Source organism: Streptomyces sp. NPDC039424, from assembly GCF_055639495.1.
In genome coordinates this window covers 383,790-400,589 of the sequence record NZ_JBVKAI010000005.1, presented here as the reverse complement: position 1 = coordinate 400,589, position 16,800 = coordinate 383,790, and the positions used below count along the sequence as shown (strand labels likewise).

General features: G+C 73.3%; 18 protein-coding genes and 1 pseudogene. 14 read left to right on the top strand and 5 right to left on the bottom strand.

Annotated features, from left to right (window positions below):
• Positions 1-9: 9 nt before the first annotated feature.
• A pseudogene (locus tag ACZ7L0_RS16175) lies at positions 10-902 on the bottom strand (alpha/beta hydrolase).
• Positions 903-1,103: 201 nt separating this feature from the next.
• Here ACZ7L0_RS16175 and ACZ7L0_RS16170 point away from each other — a divergent pair.
• The 3 genes from ACZ7L0_RS16170 (at position 1,104) to ACZ7L0_RS16160 (ending at position 4,270) form a co-directional block, all read left to right on the top strand.
• Complete coding sequence (locus ACZ7L0_RS16170) at positions 1,104-2,267, top strand: sensor histidine kinase (RefSeq protein ID WP_471243225.1); 1,164 nt, start codon at positions 1,104-1,106, stop codon at positions 2,265-2,267.
• Entirely contained in the window at positions 2,264-2,992 is a 729-nt protein-coding gene (locus ACZ7L0_RS16165) for a response regulator (protein WP_471243087.1), read from the top strand. The genes ACZ7L0_RS16170 and ACZ7L0_RS16165 overlap by 4 nt, the downstream gene beginning before the upstream one ends.
• 105 nt (positions 2,993-3,097) lie before the next feature.
• Complete coding sequence (locus ACZ7L0_RS16160) at positions 3,098-4,270, top strand: serine hydrolase domain-containing protein (protein ID WP_471243086.1); 1,173 nt, start codon at positions 3,098-3,100, stop codon at positions 4,268-4,270.
• Positions 4,271-4,299: 29 nt separating this feature from the next.
• Here the strand turns inward: ACZ7L0_RS16160 and ACZ7L0_RS16155 are convergent, their stop codons facing one another.
• A complete protein-coding gene (locus tag ACZ7L0_RS16155) occupies positions 4,300-4,644 on the bottom strand; it encodes a hypothetical protein (RefSeq protein WP_471243085.1) in 345 nt (114 codons plus the stop codon).
• A gap of 308 nt (positions 4,645-4,952) precedes the next feature.
• Here ACZ7L0_RS16155 and ACZ7L0_RS16150 point away from each other — a divergent pair, with 308 nt between their 5' ends.
• From ACZ7L0_RS16150 to ACZ7L0_RS16125, 6 genes are all read left to right on the top strand, one after another.
• The gene (locus tag ACZ7L0_RS16150; RefSeq protein ID WP_471243084.1) at positions 4,953-5,291 is read left to right on the top strand and encodes a helix-turn-helix domain-containing protein; all 339 of its coding nucleotides are present in this window, start codon (positions 4,953-4,955) and stop codon (positions 5,289-5,291) included.
• A 218-nt stretch (positions 5,292-5,509) separates the two neighbouring features.
• Entirely contained in the window at positions 5,510-5,713 is a 204-nt protein-coding gene (locus ACZ7L0_RS16145) for a cold-shock protein (RefSeq protein ID WP_007383480.1), read from the top strand.
• A gap of 214 nt (positions 5,714-5,927) precedes the next feature.
• On the top strand, positions 5,928-7,430 hold the full coding sequence (locus tag ACZ7L0_RS16140) for a DEAD/DEAH box helicase (protein WP_471243083.1): 1,503 nt from the start codon (positions 5,928-5,930) through the stop codon (positions 7,428-7,430).
• Between the two features lie 78 nt (positions 7,431-7,508).
• A complete protein-coding gene (locus tag ACZ7L0_RS16135) occupies positions 7,509-7,916 on the top strand; it encodes a CBS domain-containing protein (RefSeq protein WP_471243082.1) in 408 nt (135 codons plus the stop codon).
• Positions 7,917-7,971: 55 nt separating this feature from the next.
• Complete coding sequence (locus tag ACZ7L0_RS16130) at positions 7,972-8,232, top strand: SCO5918 family protein (protein ID WP_471243081.1); 261 nt, start codon at positions 7,972-7,974, stop codon at positions 8,230-8,232.
• 93 nt (positions 8,233-8,325) lie between these two features.
• The gene (locus tag ACZ7L0_RS16125) at positions 8,326-9,333 is read left to right on the top strand and encodes an NAD-dependent epimerase/dehydratase family protein (RefSeq protein WP_471243080.1); all 1,008 of its coding nucleotides are present in this window, start codon (positions 8,326-8,328) and stop codon (positions 9,331-9,333) included.
• A gap of 12 nt (positions 9,334-9,345) precedes the next feature.
• Here ACZ7L0_RS16125 and ACZ7L0_RS16120 read toward each other — a convergent pair whose 3' ends face one another.
• Both ACZ7L0_RS16120 and ACZ7L0_RS16115 read right to left on the bottom strand, forming a co-directional pair.
• Positions 9,346-10,473, bottom strand: a complete 1,128-nt coding sequence (locus ACZ7L0_RS16120; protein WP_471243079.1) for a sensor histidine kinase — start codon at positions 10,471-10,473, stop codon at positions 9,346-9,348.
• A 2-nt stretch (positions 10,474-10,475) separates the two neighbouring features.
• Positions 10,476-11,207, bottom strand: a complete 732-nt coding sequence (locus ACZ7L0_RS16115; RefSeq protein WP_471243078.1) for a response regulator transcription factor — start codon at positions 11,205-11,207, stop codon at positions 10,476-10,478.
• A 136-nt stretch (positions 11,208-11,343) separates the two neighbouring features.
• Here ACZ7L0_RS16115 and ACZ7L0_RS16110 point away from each other — a divergent pair, with 136 nt between their 5' ends.
• The 3 genes from ACZ7L0_RS16110 to ACZ7L0_RS16100 are packed head-to-tail and all read left to right on the top strand — an operon-like array spanning position 11,344 to position 13,387.
• Entirely contained in the window at positions 11,344-12,021 is a 678-nt protein-coding gene (locus tag ACZ7L0_RS16110; protein WP_471243224.1) for a glycosyltransferase family 2 protein, read from the top strand.
• Complete coding sequence (locus tag ACZ7L0_RS16105; RefSeq protein ID WP_471243077.1) at positions 12,018-12,635, top strand: TIGR04282 family arsenosugar biosynthesis glycosyltransferase; 618 nt, start codon at positions 12,018-12,020, stop codon at positions 12,633-12,635. Before ACZ7L0_RS16110 ends, ACZ7L0_RS16105 begins: the two co-directional genes overlap by 4 nt.
• Entirely contained in the window at positions 12,632-13,387 is a 756-nt protein-coding gene (locus ACZ7L0_RS16100) for a class I SAM-dependent methyltransferase (RefSeq protein ID WP_471243076.1), read from the top strand. The genes ACZ7L0_RS16105 and ACZ7L0_RS16100 overlap by 4 nt, the downstream gene beginning before the upstream one ends.
• Positions 13,388-13,700: 313 nt before the next feature.
• Here ACZ7L0_RS16100 and ACZ7L0_RS16095 read toward each other — a convergent pair whose 3' ends face one another.
• Positions 13,701-14,957 carry a molybdopterin-dependent oxidoreductase gene (locus ACZ7L0_RS16095; protein WP_471243075.1) on the bottom strand — a complete coding sequence of 419 codons (1,257 nt, stop codon included), beginning with the start codon at positions 14,955-14,957 and terminating at the stop codon, positions 13,701-13,703.
• 113 nt (positions 14,958-15,070) lie between these two features.
• Here ACZ7L0_RS16095 and ACZ7L0_RS16090 point away from each other — a divergent pair, with 113 nt between their 5' ends.
• Positions 15,071-16,402 carry a hypothetical protein gene (locus tag ACZ7L0_RS16090; RefSeq protein ID WP_471243074.1) on the top strand — a complete coding sequence of 444 codons (1,332 nt, stop codon included), beginning with the start codon at positions 15,071-15,073 and terminating at the stop codon, positions 16,400-16,402.
• 118 nt (positions 16,403-16,520) lie between these two features.
• Positions 16,521-16,733 (top strand): DUF4287 domain-containing protein, encoded by a 213-nt coding sequence (locus tag ACZ7L0_RS16085; RefSeq protein ID WP_471243073.1) that lies wholly within the window; start codon positions 16,521-16,523, stop codon positions 16,731-16,733.
• Positions 16,734-16,800 lie beyond the last annotated feature (67 nt).

Below are 16,800 nucleotides of genomic sequence, written 5' to 3'. Positions count from 1 at the left end.
CGGCCGGCGTCAGGCGCCGAGCGCGGTGCGCAGGGTGGCGGACATCAGCTCGATGGCCTCCTTTCCGGCCGGTACGGGGCCGGTGTGGGTGAAGTAGTGGTCGACGCCCGTGAAGACGCGGTGGGTGACGGGGACGCCCGCGGCCTCCAGCGCCTTGGCGTAGGCGTCGCCCTCGTCGCGCAGGCGGTCGTGCTCCGCGGTGATGACGAGGGCGGGCGGCAGACCGGCGAGGTCCTCGGCCAGTCCGGGCGAGACGAGGGGGTGGGCCCGGTCGGCCGGATCCGGGACGTAGGCGGCGGTGAACACCCGTATGAGCTGGGGGTTGAGCAGGGGCTTGGCGATGGGGGAATGCTTGGTGGAGGGGTCGGCGAGTTGGTCGAGCGGTGCGGAGTCGATGATCTGGAGCCGGGGCGTGAAGGTGCCGCGGGCCCGGGCCGTGCGGCAGACCGCGGCGGTGAGGTTGGCCCCGGCACTGTGCCCGCCCACGGCGAGTCGCGAGCCGTCCCAGTCGTGGGCGGGGCCGTTCTCGGCGACCCATGCGGTGACGTCGTACGCCTGGGTGACGGGGGCGGGGAACGGCCGCTGCGGGGCGACGGCGTAGTCCACGTTGATCACGACACAGCCGGCCGTGGCGGCCAGGTAGCGGCAGATGTGGTCGTCCTGCTCGGGGCGCCGACGATGAAGCCGCCACCGTGGAAGTTGACGTACACGGGGGCGGGGTTGGCGGGGGTGACCGGCGGGCGGTAGACGGTGCAGGCCACCGGTCCGGCGCCGGTCTCCACCCGGAGGGCTTCGGTGCGCTTCGGGATGTCGGTGAAGCGCAGGTCCTTGTGTACGCGGGTCATCATGCCGCTGAACAGCAGCTGGATGCCTCTGGCCTGGATTCCGGGACTGAGGGGCATGGTCCGACCCGCCTATCGCTGCAGGTTTCAAGTATCAGGATTCCTGATAATGGACGCTGGGCCTGCGTCGCGCAACGGGGAGTGCGCACCTCGCCGGAAGGCGTGTGCACGCGCGAGGGTCCCCGACTACCGTGTGGAGTCGCGTTTCCGGGCCCGACCGGAACAAGGCGTGAATCGGGGGGATTCAGTGCCGTGAGGGACATACGCGAACTGCGCGGGGTCGTCCGGCCGGGGTGGGCGCGGGCCCGGGCGCTGGGAGCGGCCAATCCCCTCGTGGTCGACATCGGGATCGCCCTCCTGGTCCAGGCGGCGATGACGATGCCGTTCGTGGTGCCGCGGCCGGCCGATTTCCCGCCGGCCTCCTGGCCCGCGTACGGGCTGACCACGCTCACCGTGGTCCCGCTGGTCTGGCGTCGGCGTGCGCCGGTCGCCGTGCTGCTCGCGATCATGGCGACCAGTGCCCTGTACAAGCTCGCCGTGGAGGGGCCTGGGCAGCCACTGCCGTACACCGGGCTGGTCATCGTCTACACGATCGCCGTGCTCTCACCGCCGCCCAAGCGGCTGGCCACCGTGCTTCTGCTGCTGGTCGCCGTGCCCGTGTCGGTGTCGCTCAACACCCGGTCGGCGCGTGAACTGACCTTCTCCTTCTTCGTGTTCGCGGCCGCCTATGTCTTCGGGCGGCTGACCGACACCCGCCAGCGGGCGAACCGGATCGAGGCCGAGCAGGCCGCCGCACGCGAAAGGGCCCGGATCGCACGGGAGATGCACGACATCCTCTCCCACGCGGTGAGCCTGATGATCGTGCAGGCGGAGGCCGGACCGGTGGCGGTGCGCACGGCCCCGGAGCGGGCGGAGGCCGCCTTCGACGCGATCTCGGAGACCGGCCGGGACGCCATGGCCCAACTGCGCCGGATGCTGGGAGTGCTGCGCGAGGGCGACCAGCCGGGCGGCGCCCCGCGCGAGCCACAGCCGGACCTCGCGGAGCTGCCCGATCTCCTCGACCGGGTACGCGCCAGCGGTCTCGATGTCGTGTACGGGACGGCGGGGGACGTGCGACCGCTGCCGAACGCGACCGGGGCGACCGTCTTCCGGATCGTCCAGGAGGCGCTCACGAACACCGTCAAGCACGCGTCCGCCCGTACCGCGGCCGTACAACTCACCTATGCGGAAGACGACTTGCACATTCAGGTGACGGACGACGGACACGGTCCGCAGTCCGGTCCCGGCGGCCACGGACTGGCCGGGCTCCGCGAGCGGGCGGCGGCGCACGGCGGTACGGCGGTCACCGGGCAGGGCCCGGACGGCCGGGGCTTCGAGGTGCGGGTTCGTATCCCCGTACCGTCCGCGGCGGAGGTGGCGCGTTGACGATCCGTGTGGTGGTGGCCGACGACCAGGAGCTGGTGCGCAGCGGCTTCGCGATGATCCTGGACGCCCAGCCGGACATCGAGGTCGTCGCGGAGGCCAGTGACGGGGCCCAGGCGGTCGAGGCGGTGCGGCGGCACGCGCCCGATGTGGCGCTGCTCGACATCCGGATGCCCCGCCTGGACGGCATCGAGGCCTGCCGCGCGATCAGTGCGGAGAGTGCGGGCGGTGCGCGCGACGCCTGCCGGACGGTGATGCTGACGACCTTCGACTCCGACGAGTACGTGTACGAGGCGCTGCACGCGGGTGCGAGCGGGTTCCTGCTGAAGGACGTCCGCCGGGACGATCTGGTGCACGCGGTACGGGTGGTGACGCAGGGCGACTCGCTGCTCGCGCCGTCCGTGGCCCGGCGCCTGGTGGAGCAGTACACCCGGCCCGCCGCCCGGCCACGACGGCCCGACCCCCGCCTGGACGTGCTGACCGGGCGGGAGCGGGAGACCCTGCTGCTGCTCGCGCGCGGCCTGTCGAATGCCGAGATCGCCGCGGAACTCGTCGTCAGCGACCACACGGTCAAGACGCACGTCGGCAATGTGCTCGCCAAGCTGGGGCTGCGGGACCGGATCCAGGCCGTGATCTGCGCGTACGAGACCGGTCTGATCGCGGCCGGGGATCCCCCGCGCGGGGGACCGTCGGGAGCCGGTTCCTCCCCCGCGTCGGCGAGGAGCTGACCGGAACCGGCGCCCGGAGACCGCCTGCGCGGGGGATCCGTCGAAAGCCCCTGGTCAGAAGGATGGAGCCAGCGAGAACACGGGCTTTCATCCACGGAGTTGACCATGAAGAGCATGCACCGCACGCTGCTGGCCGCCGCGCTCGTCCTGGGCGTCGTGGCGGGGCCGGGGGTCCTTCCGGCCGCCGCGTCCGTCCCGGCCGCCCCCTCCCCGAGGGTCTCCGTCCAGTCCGCGGAGCCCGCCCTGGAGGCCGCCATCGCGGACCTGCCTACGGCGGACGCCACGGCCGCGCTGGTGCGGGTCGGGGGTACCGAGGGCGTCTGGCGGGGCAGCTCCGGCGTGCACGACCTGAAGACCGGCCGCCCGGCCGATCCGACCGCCCGCTTCCGCGCCGGTTCCGTGACCAAGGTCTTCACGGCGGCGGTCGCGCTGCAGCTGGCCGCCGAGGGCAGACTGGACCTGGACCGCACCGCCCGCTCGTACCTGCCGGACCTGATCCCGGCGGCGTACGAGGACGTCACCGTCCGGCAGCTGCTCGACCACACGCACGGCATCCCGGCTCCCGACTTCCCCGGGACCACGGTCGAGGAGTGGTACGCGAACCGCTTCCGGACCCATGACCCCGAGGACATGGTCCGCTCGGCGACGTCGAAGCCCCGCGAGTTCGCGCCGGGCGAGCGACAGCACTACCTCAACATCGGCTACACCATCGCCGGTCTGCTGATCGAGCGCGTCACAGGAGATTCGTACGAGCACCAGGTCACCCGCCGGATACTGAACCCGCTCGGCCTGTGCGACACCTACTTCCCGGAGACGAACCCGCGCATCACCGGTCCGCACAACCACGGCTACCAGACGATGCGGCTGGACGACGGGACGACCGGTCTGCGCGACGTGTCCGTGTGGGGGACGACGGACGGCTGGGCGGCCGGTGACATCATCTCGACCACGGCGGACCTGGAGCGGTTCACCAAGGCCCTGTTCCGGGGGCGGGTCGTGCGCGGCCCGCTGCTGGAGGAGATGTTCACGCTGCCGAAGGTGACGGACTTCAAGAGCGGCGACCCGGCCGCGTACTCCGTCGGCCTCTCGATGAAGAAGCTGGGCGGCCGCGAGGTGTGGGGCAAGACGGGCGGCCGCTGGGGCTACAACGCGGCCATCGCCTCCACCCGCGACGGCTCCCGCACGCTGGTCTACAGCGTCAACTCCACGGACGCCAAGGGCCAGGACATGAACAAGGTGGCACTGGACATCATGGTGGCGGCCTTCGGCAGGCCTTAGCCGGTGTACCGCCGGAACGCGGGTCGCCGTCAGGCTCCGGCCCGTCCTTCGTCCCGTGTCGCGGAGGCGATCACGGCGGAGACGGCGGCGGTCACCGCGAGGCTCCCCAGCATGACCATCCCCACGCCGATCACGAAGAGGCCGCTGGAGTCGTCCGACCAGTCGTAGTAGGCGGCGGCGGTCAGGCCGGCCGTGGTGCCGAGCACGGCGCCCGCGCTGTGGCGCCGGAACGCTGCCCAGCACACCGGTATCAGCAGGGTCAGCACCAGCCCGATCACCTGCCACGCCTCGTACGGGCCGGTCGTCGAACCATCGGGGTGCTCGTCACGATGCTGGTCCCAGCCCAGCCAGGCGGCCCACGCCCCTACCGTCACTCCGGCAAGCACGAGGATCGACAACAGAGAGAGACCTGGTTTCAGAAGTCCTTGGCGCATGACCCCAGCGTCTCGGCTCACCCCGTCACCGACCAGGGGGCAGGTACTCAGTTCCACCCGAGTACCTGCCCCCTGACCGCGCCGTTGCGCGTTCACCCGGGCCCAGGGGGGAAATCTGCGATGGCGAGAGCACATATCCGCGCTCCTCGGAGTTAAGGTTGTGGCACCAGGCAGTCGGTGCTGGAGCCTTCGGAGCACGGGTGCCGAGCGCGCCCGGGTCCTTCGCCGCCCCCCGAAACCAAGGTGTTATGCCCGCTGAGAACCTTCCGGCCGTCGGCAACCTCGACGACGACGACTACCCCGCCTACACCATGGGGCGAGCCGCCGACCTCCTCGGCACCACTCCCGCCTTCCTCCGGGCCGTCGGCGAGGCAGAACTGATCACTCCGGTGCGTTCGGAGGGCGGCCACCGCCGCTACACCCGCCGCCAGTTGCGCATCGCCGCCCGCGCCCGCGAACTGGTCGACCAGGGAACCCCGATCGAGGCCGCGTGCCGCATCATCTCCCTCGAGGGACAGCTCGACGACGCCCTCCGGCTCAACGAGGAAACACGCCGGAAGCTGGAGGACCGCGATACGGATATCTAGTGCCGCCGATGCAGAAATGCCCACTCCACAGGGACGAGAATTGCAAAAAACATGAGATTTGCGGTCGACCTGTGCTAGCGTGATAGCAGTTGCAGTTTTGGTTGCCAGAGAATTTTTTTCTTTGCGAAGCTTTCCGGGTCTTTCCGGAGGGGTGATCATCGCGGCGACTCGGGTCCGTAAAGTGCGGATTCCGGCACTGCCCCCAAGGGAGATTCAATATGGCATCTGGCACCGTGAAGTGGTTCAACGCGGAAAAGGGCTTCGGCTTCATCGAGCAGGACGGCGGCGGCGCTGACGTGTTCGCCCACTACTCGAACATCGCCACCTCCGGCTTCCGCGAGCTTCAGGAGGGCCAGAAGGTGACCTTCGACGTCACGCAGGGCCAGAAGGGCCCGCAGGCCGAGAACATCGTTCCCGCCTGACGCTGACGCGATCCATGTGGCTGGGGCCCGCACTCTAGGGGTGCGGGCCCCAGCGCATTGTCTTCCCGCAGTACCCTGACACACGCCCGGGCCCACCGCTGTGACGCGCCCGGCTCTTTCGCATTTTCTTCGGCTCCTTCTTGCGAATCCTCGTGCGGCTGTCCACGCGCCGGGAGGAATTCCTCGATACGTGGCCGCATCGAGGAAGGTTCCGATGAACCGCACGCGCCGCACCGGCAACAAATCCGGCCGCCCCCGCGCGGACAGCGCCTCCGCGGGCTCCGGCCGCGGCAGCCGCTTCCGTTCGCAGGAGACACGCCGCCAGGGCCCCGGCCCCCGCCCCTCCAACGGGAGGAAGAGCGGCCCCGGGGCGCGGCCCAGTGCCCGCCAGGGTGAGTTCGCCCTGCCGGTCACGCTCACCGAACCGCTGCCGGCGGTCGAGTCGTTCGCCGACCTCGACATGCCCGGACGCCTGCTGACCGCGCTCCGCTCCGAGGGCGTGACCGTGCCCTTCCCGATCCAGGCCGCGACGCTGCCGAACGCGCTGGCCGGCCGGGACGTCCTGGGCCGCGGGCGCACGGGTTCGGGCAAGACGCTCGCCTTCGGCCTGCCCCTGCTGGCCCGGCTGGACGGACAGCGGGCCGAACCCCGGCAGCCGCTCGCCCTCGTCCTCGTACCCACCCGGGAACTGGCCCAGCAGGTCACCGACGCCCTCACTCCGTACGCCCGGGCGCTGCGCCTGCGGCTCGCCACCGTGGTGGGCGGCACCTCGATCGGCCGGCAGGCCGCCGCCCTGCGCGGCGGCGCGGAGGTCGTCGTCGCGACGCCCGGCCGCCTCAAGGACCTCATCGAGCGGGGCGACTGCCGTCTGGACCGGGTCACGATCACCGTCCTGGACGAGGCCGACCAGATGGCCGACATGGGCTTCATGCCGCAGGTGACCGGCCTGCTCGACCAGGTGGATCCCGCGGGCCAGCGGTTGCTGTTCTCGGCCACGCTGGACCGCAACGTCGACCTCCTGGTCCGCCGCTACCTGCACGACCCCGTGGTGCACTCGGTCGACCCGTCCGCCGGCGCCGTCACCACCATGGAGCACCACCTGCTGCATGTGCGCGACGCCGACAAGCACACCACCGCCACCGAGATCGCCGCCCGCGACGGACGAGTGATCATGTTCCTGGACACCAAGCACGCGGTGGACCGGCTGGCCAAGCACCTGCTGTCGGTGGGCGTGCGCGCCTCGGCCCTGCACGGAGGCCGGTCCCAGCCGCAGCGCACCCGGACGCTCGCCCAGTTCAAGGAGGGGCACGTCACGGTGCTGGTGGCCACCAACGTCGCCGCCCGAGGGATCCACGTCGACAACCTGGACCTCGTCGTGAACGTCGACCCTCCCGGCGACCACAAGGACTACCTGCACCGCGGCGGCCGTACCGCCCGCGCCGGCGAGTCCGGCACCGTGGTCACCCTGGTCCTGCCGCACCAGCGGCGCGCGGTGGACCGCCTGATGGCGGACGCCGGCATCACCCCGCGCACCGCCCAGGTCCGCCCGGGCGAGGCGGAGCTGACCCGTATCACCGGCGCCCGGACCCCCTCCGGGGTGCCCGTCGCCCTCCCCGCCCCGGCCGTCGAACGCCCCAGGCCCGCCAAGTCCTCCGGGCGAGGCCGTGGCGGACAGGCCGGCCGCCCCCGCCGCTCCTCCTCGAACCACGGCCGGTAGCCCCGGCCCAGCGGCCCGGCCGAGCACGTTCGGACGCCGCCGCCCGTGACGCCTGCCCCCGACGAAGAGGAGAAGCCCTTGACGCTCCATCCGACCCGACCCCAGCGGGCGGCAGACGCCTACGGCACCGGGCTGACCGCCCGTGACGCCATGGGCGCGCCCGGGCTGCAGGTCGGCGACCACATGATGGTCGACGAGGCGCTGTCCGTGGTCATCGGCGCCCGCGTCGCGCATCTGCTCCTCCAGGACGAGGAGGGCCGGTGCTCCGGCCTGGTCACCCGTGCACAGCTCGCCGCCCACCGCGGTGGCTCGTGGTACACCGACCGGACGCGGCTGCGGGACATCCCGCTCGACCGCGGACCGTTCACCTCGTCCGCGGCGGTCCTCGGCGACGCGGAGTCCGCCATGCGGGTCCGGACGCTGGACGTGTCCCCCGTGGTCGACGAGCAGGGCTATGCCCTGGGTGTTCTCGCTCTCACCCCGTGACCGCCCTCGCGCGGTCGGCCCCTTCCGGCGTTCTCCCACCCCCTTGTGAGGCATCATGCGCTGTGTCATCGCACGTTTCCCCTTCGACCTCATCAAGAGCGAGGTCGAGCAGTCGATGGAGGGCATCACGCCCGAACCCGTCACCGGGGTGTCCGTGACCATCGGCCGTCGCACCTACCCCGTCAAGCAGGTCGGGGAAGTGATCACCAGGCAGGATCGCCGCGACTTCACCGCGGCCGAGGTGAGCCGGGCGCTGACCCGGCTCGGCTTCACCTGCCACGAGGCGCCCGCGGTCACCCCGCCGCAGGGGTTCTGACGGCTGGTCCGGCGCGCCCGCTCCGTCTTACGGAGTGGTGACGTGCCGGGCGGGTCACGGGGCACGGCGCGGCCCCGGACCTAGCGTGGCCGTATGCGAGTGCTGGTCACCGGCGGTGCCGGGTTCATCGGGTCCCATGTCGTCGACGCCCTGCGGGCGCACGGGCACGAGCCGCTCGTGTTCGACGTCCGCAAGGACCCGGCCGCCGATGTGCGCGACCCGGTGGCCGTCGCCCGGGCGCTGGCCGGTGTCGACGCCGTCTGCCACCAGGCGGCCATGGTGGGGCTCGGCGACGGGGTCGCCGACGCGGCGGAGTACGTCTCGCGCAACGACCTCGGCACCGCCGTCCTGCTCGCCGCGATGGCCGCGGCGGGTGTACGGCGTCTCGTGCTGGCCGGGTCGATGGTCGTGTACGGGGAGGGGCGGTACGAGTGCCGGCGGCACGGTGTCGTGCGGCCCGGGCCGCGGGCCGTCGGCGATCTGGACTCGGGCCGCTTCGAGCCGCTGTGCCCGGCGTGCGGGCAGGAGCTGTCCCCCGGGCTGGTCGGCGAGGACGCTCCGGCCGACCCGCGGAACGTGTACGCCACGACCAAGCTCACGCAGGAGCACCTGGCCGCCGCCTGGGCCCGCTCGACGGGAGGGTCGGCGCTCTCGCTGCGCTACCACAACGTGTACGGGCCCCGGATGCCCCGCGACACCCCGTACGCCGGTGTGGCCTCCTTCTTCCGCTCCGCGCTGGCCCGGGGCGAGGCGCCGCGGATCTTCGAGGACGGGCGGCAGCGGCGGGACTTCGTGCACGTCCGGGACGTGGCCGCCGCGAATCTGGCCGCGCTGGAGGCCGGTGCGTCGGGCGGAGTGCCGGGCGGTGCGCTGACGGCCTACAACACCGGCAGCGGTGAGCCGCGCACCGTCGGCGAGATGGCCCGGGCGCTGGCCGCCGCGTACGGCGGGCCGGAGCCGGTCGTCACCGGGGAGTACCGGCTGGGCGACGTGCGGCACATCACCGCGGACTCCTCGCGGCTGCGGGCCGAGCTGGGCTGGCAGGCGCGGGTGGGGTTCGCGGAGGGGATGCGGGAGTTCGCTCGCCCCCTGTCGGCCTGAACGGCCTCGTCCTCACACGCCGGACGGGCTGGAGGCGGCCGTGGGCAGTGTCACCTCGAAGCGGCAGCCGCCGGGGATGTTGCGTACGGTGGCCCGGCCCCGGTGGGCCTCCACGATCCCGCGGACGATGGCGAGGCCCAGGCCCGCGCCGGCCGGGGGTGTACGGGCGTGGGTGCCGCGCCAGCCGGTGTCGAAGACGCGGGGCAGGTCCTCCTCCGGGATGCCTCCGCAGCCGTCCGTCACCGAGACCACCACGCCCTCCGGGGAGCGCTCGGCGGCGACCGCCACCGTGCCGTCGGCGGGGGTCCGGCGGATCGCGTTGACCAGGAGGTTTCCGAGGACTCTGCTCATCTCCTTGCCGTCGACCTCCACCGGGATCGCCGCCACGCTCTCGCCGACCAGGCGTACCCCGTGCTCGCGGGCGAGCGGGTCCGCGCCCGCGAGGGCGTCGCCGATCAGGTCGTAGAGGGAGATGCGGGAGGGGGTGAGGGGCAGGGTGCCGGCGTGGATGCGGGAGAGTTCGAAGAGGTCGCCGACCATGTCGTTCAGGCGTTCCACCTCGGTGCGGATCTGCCGGAGGTAGCGGTCGGGGTCGGTGGCCACCCCGTCCTCCAGCGCCTCCGACATGGCGCGCAGACCGGCCAGCGGGGTGCGCAGGTCGTGCGAGATCCAGGCGACCAGCTCGCGCCGGGAGGTCTCCAGCGCGCGTTCGCGGTCCCGGGATTCGGCCAGCCTGGCACTGGTGGCCGCCAACTCACGGCTGAGCGCGTCGAGTTCGGCGGTCGCCGGGCGGCCGGGGGCGGTGAAGTCGCCGCCGTCGCCGAACGAGCGTGCCGCGTCGGCGAGTTCACGGCTGCCGGCGACTACCCGGCGGCCCAGCAGCAGCGCGGTGGCCAGGGAGACGACCGCCGCCATCGCCACGACCGTCGTCACCACGGTCAGGTCGTGCGGCGACAGGAACATCGCCCACGCGACCGCGAGCGTGCCCGCGAGCATGGCCACCACCCCGACGGCGGAGACCACGGCGAGCGACGCGGTGAGCGAGCGGCGCCGCAGGAGGCGCAGCGCACCCGCTCCGGCCAGGCCGGTGGCGGCGGCGCCGGTGAAGGCGTACAGGGCGATGAGAAGGGTGTCGCGCACGGTCAGTCCACCTCCCCGCCGTCGGGCTCGAAGCGGTAGCCGACGCCCCACACGGTCTGGATCAGGCGGGGCCGGGCCGGGTCGTCCTCGACCTTGCCGCGCAGCCGGCGGACGTGGACGGTGACGGTGGACAGGTCGCCGAAGTCCCAGCCCCACACCTCGCGCATCAGGTCCTCGCGGCCGAACGCCCGTCCCGGGTGCCGGAAGAAGAAGGCGAGGAGGTCGAACTCGCGGAGGGTGAGGGCGAGTTCGGTGCCGTTCCGGGTGGCGCGGCGGGCGGCGGGGTCGATGGTCAGGCCGGCGGCGCTCAAGCAGCGGGCGCCGGTGGCGGGCCGGGTGCGGCGCAGGACCGACTCCACCCGCAGCACGAGTTCGCGGGGGCTGAAGGGTTTGGTGACGTAGTCGTCGGCGCCGACCTCCAGGCCGAGGACGCGGTCGTCCTCGTCGCCGCGCGCGGTGAGCATGATGACCGGTACGGGCCCCTGGCCGCGCATCCGGCGGCACACCTCCAGGCCGTCCATGCCGGGCAGCATCAGGTCCAGCACCACCAGGTCGGGCCAGTGCGCGGCGGCCCGGTCCAGGGCCGTCGGGCCGTCGTCGGCCCGGTCGACGGTGAAGCCCGCCCGGTCCAGGTATCCGGCGACGACCTCCGCGACCGTGGGGTCGTCGTCGACGACCAGGACCCGGGCGGATTCCGGCCGCGGGGGCCGGGACTCGTACGACTGCTGCTGCATGCCTCCAGCCTGGCACCGGGGCCGCGCCCGTGCGGCTCCCCGAGGGCTCCCGGCGCCCCGACGTCCGCGTTTCGTAAGGAGCCGAAGCCCGGTATGCCCTATTCGCGTTCGTAGGGTGAAGCCCGTGACCATCGACATGGACGTAGATGTCGTCCTCCCCTGTCTGAACGAGGCGGAGGCCCTGCCCTGGGTGCTGGCCCGGATCCCGTCCGGCTGGCGGGCCCTCGTCGTCGACAACGGCTCCACCGACGGCTCGGCGGAGATCGCTCGCGCACTCGGCGCGACCGTCGTCCACGAGCCGCGCCGGGGTTTCGGCGCGGCCTGCCACGCCGGACTGACCGCGGCCACCGCCGAGGTCGTGTGCTTCTGCGACTGCGACGCCTCCCTCGACCCGTCCCTGCTCGTCCCCTTCGTCTGCGAACTCCGCACCGGCGGGGCCGACCTGGTGCTCGGCCGCAGGCGCCCGCGTCGCCGGGGCGCGTGGCCCGCGCACGCCCGGGCCGGCAACCTCGCCCTCGCCCGGCTGCTGCGCCGCCGCACCGGCCTGCGGCTGCACGACCTCGGCCCGCTGCGCGCCGCCCGCCGTGAGCCGCTGCTCGCCCTCGGGCTCACCGACCGGCGCAGCGGCTACCCCCTGCAGATGGTGGTGCGCGCCGCCGACGCGGGCTGGCGGATCACCGAGCACGACGTCCCCTACCTGCCCCGGGCCGGCGCCTCGAAGGTGACGGGCACCTGGCGCGGCACCTGGCAGGCGGTACGGGACATGAGCCGCGTGCTGAAGGAGACCCCCGTCGGCGAGGGGACGGCTCGGTGACCACGCTCCTCGTCATCGCCAAGGAACCGCTGCCGGGCCGGGTCAAGACCCGGCTCAGCCCGCCGTTCACCCCCTGGGAGGCGGCGGCGCTCGCCGAGGCGGCGCTGACCGACACCCTTCAGGCGGTGGCGGCCACCCCCGCCGCCCGCCGGGTGCTCGTCCTGGAAGGCGCCCCCGGCCCGTGGCTCCCGCCCGGCTTCGACGTCGTACGGCAGTGTGCGGGCGGTCTCGACGAACGGCTCGCGGACGCCTTCGCCGGCTGTGACGGACCGGCCCTGCTGATCGGGATGGACACCCCGCAGGTGACCCCGGAGCTGCTCGGCGTGGACTTCGACGGCTGCGACGCGTACTTCGGTGCCGCCGAGGACGGCGGCTTCTGGGCCCTCGGACTGGCCGAGCCCGATCCCGCGCTGCTGCGGGGCGTGCCCATGTCGACGCCGGTCACCGGGGCCGTGCAGCGGGAGCGGCTCGTCGGCGCGGGGCTGCGGGTGCGGGACCTGCCCCGGCTGCGGGACGTGGACACCGCCGCCGACGCCCGCGCCGTCGCCGCGCTGGCCCCGCACGGCCGCTTCGCCGCACGGCTGGCCCGGTTCACGACGGCGGCGAGCCGATGAGCACCGTCGTCTCACCGCCCTGGGCCGCCTCCGACCCCTACGCGGCCGCCCTGCGCGCCGGCCGCGGCCCGCTGTTCCTGCGTCGCGCCGACGGCTGGCTGCTGCCGCTGGAGGTGGAGCGCTGGTGCGCGCGAGCCGACCCGGTCGACCTGGACGTGCTGGACCGGTGCGAGGGCCCCGTGCTGGACATCGGCTGCGGGCCGGGGCGGCTGGTCGCGGAACTCGCCGCGCGGGGCCGGACCGTCCTCGGCATCGACGTCAGCGAGACCGCCGTCGACCACACCGTGCGGCTCGGGGGTCCGGCGCTGCGCCGCTCGGTCTTCGAGCCGCTGCCCGGCGCGGGCCGCTGGGGCACCGTGCTGCTCATGGACGGCAACGTCGGCATAGGCGGCGACCCGCGCGCCCTGCTGGACCGGGTGGACGCGCTGCTCGCCCCCGGTGGCCTGCTGATCGCCGAGACCGCGCCGGTCGACGTCGACGAACGCGCCCAGGTGCAGGTCGTCGACGTCATCGGCGCCGGCGGGTCCGGCGGCACGTTCCCCTGGGCGCGGCTCGGCACCGCGGCCCTGCTGCGGTACGCGGGCCCGGCGAGGTGGAGTGCCGTCGGTCAGTGGACGGCCGGTGAGCGCCGCTTCCTCGCCCTGCGCAGCCGCAGCGCCAGCAGCAGCGCCGAGCCGCCGAAGAGCACGGCGGTGACCAGCAGCCAGCGGGCGAGGAAGCCGTCGGCCGGCAGTCCGGTGGCGGACGGATAACGCCGCTCCACCATCCCGCTGATCAGCGGGAACCACACGAGCAGCAGCAGGCCGGAGAGGGCGGCCGGTACGCGCACGTACCCCACCCACTCCCGGTGACCGGCCGCGCCGAGACCTCCCGTGACCGCCCGGTCCGCCGCCGCGTACAGGGGCAGCAGGACGAGGTCGTGCAGCAGCGCAGCCCCCACGAACCACAGCGCCACGCCGAACCGGTCGTCGGCCAGGAGGCGGACGCCCGCGTAGGCGGCGAGCGCGAACGAGCAGCCCAGCAGCAGGATCTGCAGGGGACTGCCGAGGACGGGCCGTCGTCGCATCACAGGTCTCCGAACGTCATCCGGGCCACCCACTTGGTGTTCAGCACGCCGGGCGCGGCCGGAACGATGACGCGCGCCGGGTAACCGTGATCCGGCGACAGGTCCTCGCCGTTGACGTACAGGGCGAGCAGGGAGCGCGGATCGGCGACCTGGTTGGCGCGCAGGGCGGCGCGGCGGAAGGCGCCGTGCCGCTGGAGGGACTCGACGAACACGTCCGGCGGATCGCCGTCGTGGCCGACGAGCGCGGCGAGGTCCCGCAGCCGCACCCCGCGCCACCACTGGTCCGACGTCGACCAGCCCTCGACGCAGGCGATGGGCAGCGCCGAGCTGTGCAGGGGGAGCCGGGCCAGCTGGGCGCGGCTGAGGCGGACCGTGCCCGTCCGCCCGGTCACGACGAGGCGCCAGGCGTCCTCGCCGGTCTCCGCCGCGCGGATCCCGGCGTACCCGGCCGTCTTGTTGATCTGGAAGCCGTTCGGGCCGCTGCCGGGGCCGGCTCCGCCGTGCGGTGCGAGCAGGGCCGTACGCCGCAGCGGGCCGTCGAAGCCCTGGCCGGCCGTCGTGGCGAACAGCAGCAGCGAGCCGCCGCCGACGAACCACAGGGCGCCGCGCCGGGACACGGTCGGGGGACCGGGACGCGGGGAGACCAGGTCCCCCGCCTCCCCCGCCTTCCCCGTCTCCCTTTCCTCCCGCAGGCGGCGCAGGTTCCGTACGGCCGCCGGGGTCTTCAGGGCGGCATGGGCGACGAAGGCGGCGAAGAACACCCACGCGCCGTAGAAGTGCAGGGTGTAGAAGGAGCCGGGGAAGACGTAGTCGAGCTGGATGTTGAGGACACCGGTCACGAACTCGAACAGCGCGCCCCCGACCAGCAGCAGCAGTGAGATCCGCTCCAGCGCGTGGGCGAGCGAGCGGGCGGGCGGCAGTGTGAACAGCCTGGGCACCACCGACCACAGCTTGGCCAGCAGGACGGGGATCAGGGTGACGCCCAGGGTGACGTGGACGCCCTGGGTGAGCCGGTAAAGCCAGGGCGGGTCCGTCGGCCAGGCGAAGAGGTAGAAGCCGAGGATCCCCTTGTCCGGGGTCTTGTCGTTCACCGGCGACAGGTCCGGGTTGTAGGCGGCGTACGAGACCAGGCCCGTCAGGAACAGCACCGTGATGCCGACGAGCAGGACGAGGCCGAGCACCGACGTGAACCAGGGGCCACGCAGCGGGCTGCGCCAGAAGCCGGGCGATGAGGGAAGCCGTGGGTCGTCTCGCATGAGCCGACCGTAGGCCGGGACACCCCCGGGAAAGGCCGCTCGACCCATGACGAAACGCTGACGTCCGGCCCGGACGGCGGCCCGCTTCCCGCCGCCCGGCCTAGCGTGCCGGTGTGACCCGCGCCCTCCTCCGCGATCTGTACGCCGTCCTGGCCGCCGCCCTGCTCGTCACGGTGGCCGTGCTGGTCGGCCGCCACATCCAGGACACCCGCCACACCCTGATCGTCCACTGGCCCCCGCTCCTGGGCACCTGGGGTCCGCACGTCGGCCCCGGCACCCCGGCCGCCCTGGTGGTGGCGGCGGCCGTGGTGACGTACGGGCCCGTCCTCGCCACCCGCCTGCCGTGGCGGGCCCTGCTCGCGGCGACCTGGGGGACGGCCACGGCCTGGATCCTCTCCCTGGCCCTGGTCGACGGCTGGCAGCGGGGCGTCGCCGGCCGGCTCACCACGCGCTACGAGTACCTCCGGGGCATCGACCGCTTCCACGACATCCCGGCCACCCTGCGCGACTTCACCCACCACATCGTTCTCGGCCCCGCCGACCACTGGCCCGCCCACATCGCCGGCCATCCCCCGGCGGCCACGCTGACCTTCGTCCTGCTCGACCGGATCGGGCTGCGGGGCGGCGGCTGGGCCGGAATCTGGTGCGTCGTCGTCGGCGCGACGGCGTGTGCGGCCGTGCTCGTCGCGGTACGGGCACTGGCCGGGGATGGCCTGGCGCGGCGGGCGGCGCCCTTCCTGGTGCTGGCCCCGGCGGCGGTGTGGATGGGCACCTCGGCCGACGCCTACTTCGCGGCGGTCGCCGCGTGGGCCGTGGCGCTGCTGGCGCTCGCGGTCACCGGACGGTCGGTGTACTGGGCGGCGGCGTCCGGACTCCTGTTCGGGCTCACCTGCTACCTCTCGTACGGGCTGACGCTCTTCGCGCTCATCGGCGCGGCGGTGCTGGTGCTCGGCCGACGGCGGGTCCGGGAACGGCCCCTGCTGCTCGCGCTCCTGCTCGCCGGGCTGACCGTCGTGCCGACGGCGTTCACGCTCGCCGGGTTCGACTGGTGGGAAGCGTACCGGCTGCTGGTCACGCGCTACCGCCAGGGTGCGGGCGGCGTCCGCCCGTACGGCTACTGGGTGTGGGCCAACCTCGCCTGCACCGTGCTCATCACGGGCCTGGCCACGGCGGCGGGACTGCGGCGGACGGGTGCCGTGCTGCTGCGGCGCCCCGCCGATCCGCCCGGCGGTCTCCGCCTCGCCCTCCTCGTGGCCGCCTCCCTCCTCGCCCTCCTGACCGCCGACCTGTCCGGCATGAGCAAGGCCGAGACCGAACGCATCTGGCTCCCCTTCGCGATGTGGCTCCTCCCGGCCTGCGCGTATCTCCCCCGTCCCCGCGCCTGGCTCACCGCCCAGGCGGTGCTCGCGCTGCTCCTCAACCATCTGCTGCGCACCGGGTGGTGACGGTGGGTCAGCATCGACCGTCCCGTGTGACGCAGCACACACTCGCCTGCCGATGACTTCGTTCGCCCTCCTCGGTCATCAAAGGCGACCGCACCGGAACCGACGGGAGACCACCGACATGACCGCCGCCGTGAAAGGCCCTGCCAGTTACTTCCCCTCCATCGAGAAGAAGTATGGCCGCCCGATAGCGGAATGGAAGGAACTCATCCGCTCCTCGCCCCTGACCAAGCACATGGAGCTCGTGAACTGGCTGAAGGCCGAGCACGGTATGGGCCACGGCCACGCCAACGCCCTCGTCGCCCACACCATCGCGGAGGCCGCAGGCGCCTGAGCCGGGGAGGCGCGGGTCACATCCGCCGATGTCACAGGGGGCCGGGCCACCTCGTCTCAGGGGTGTA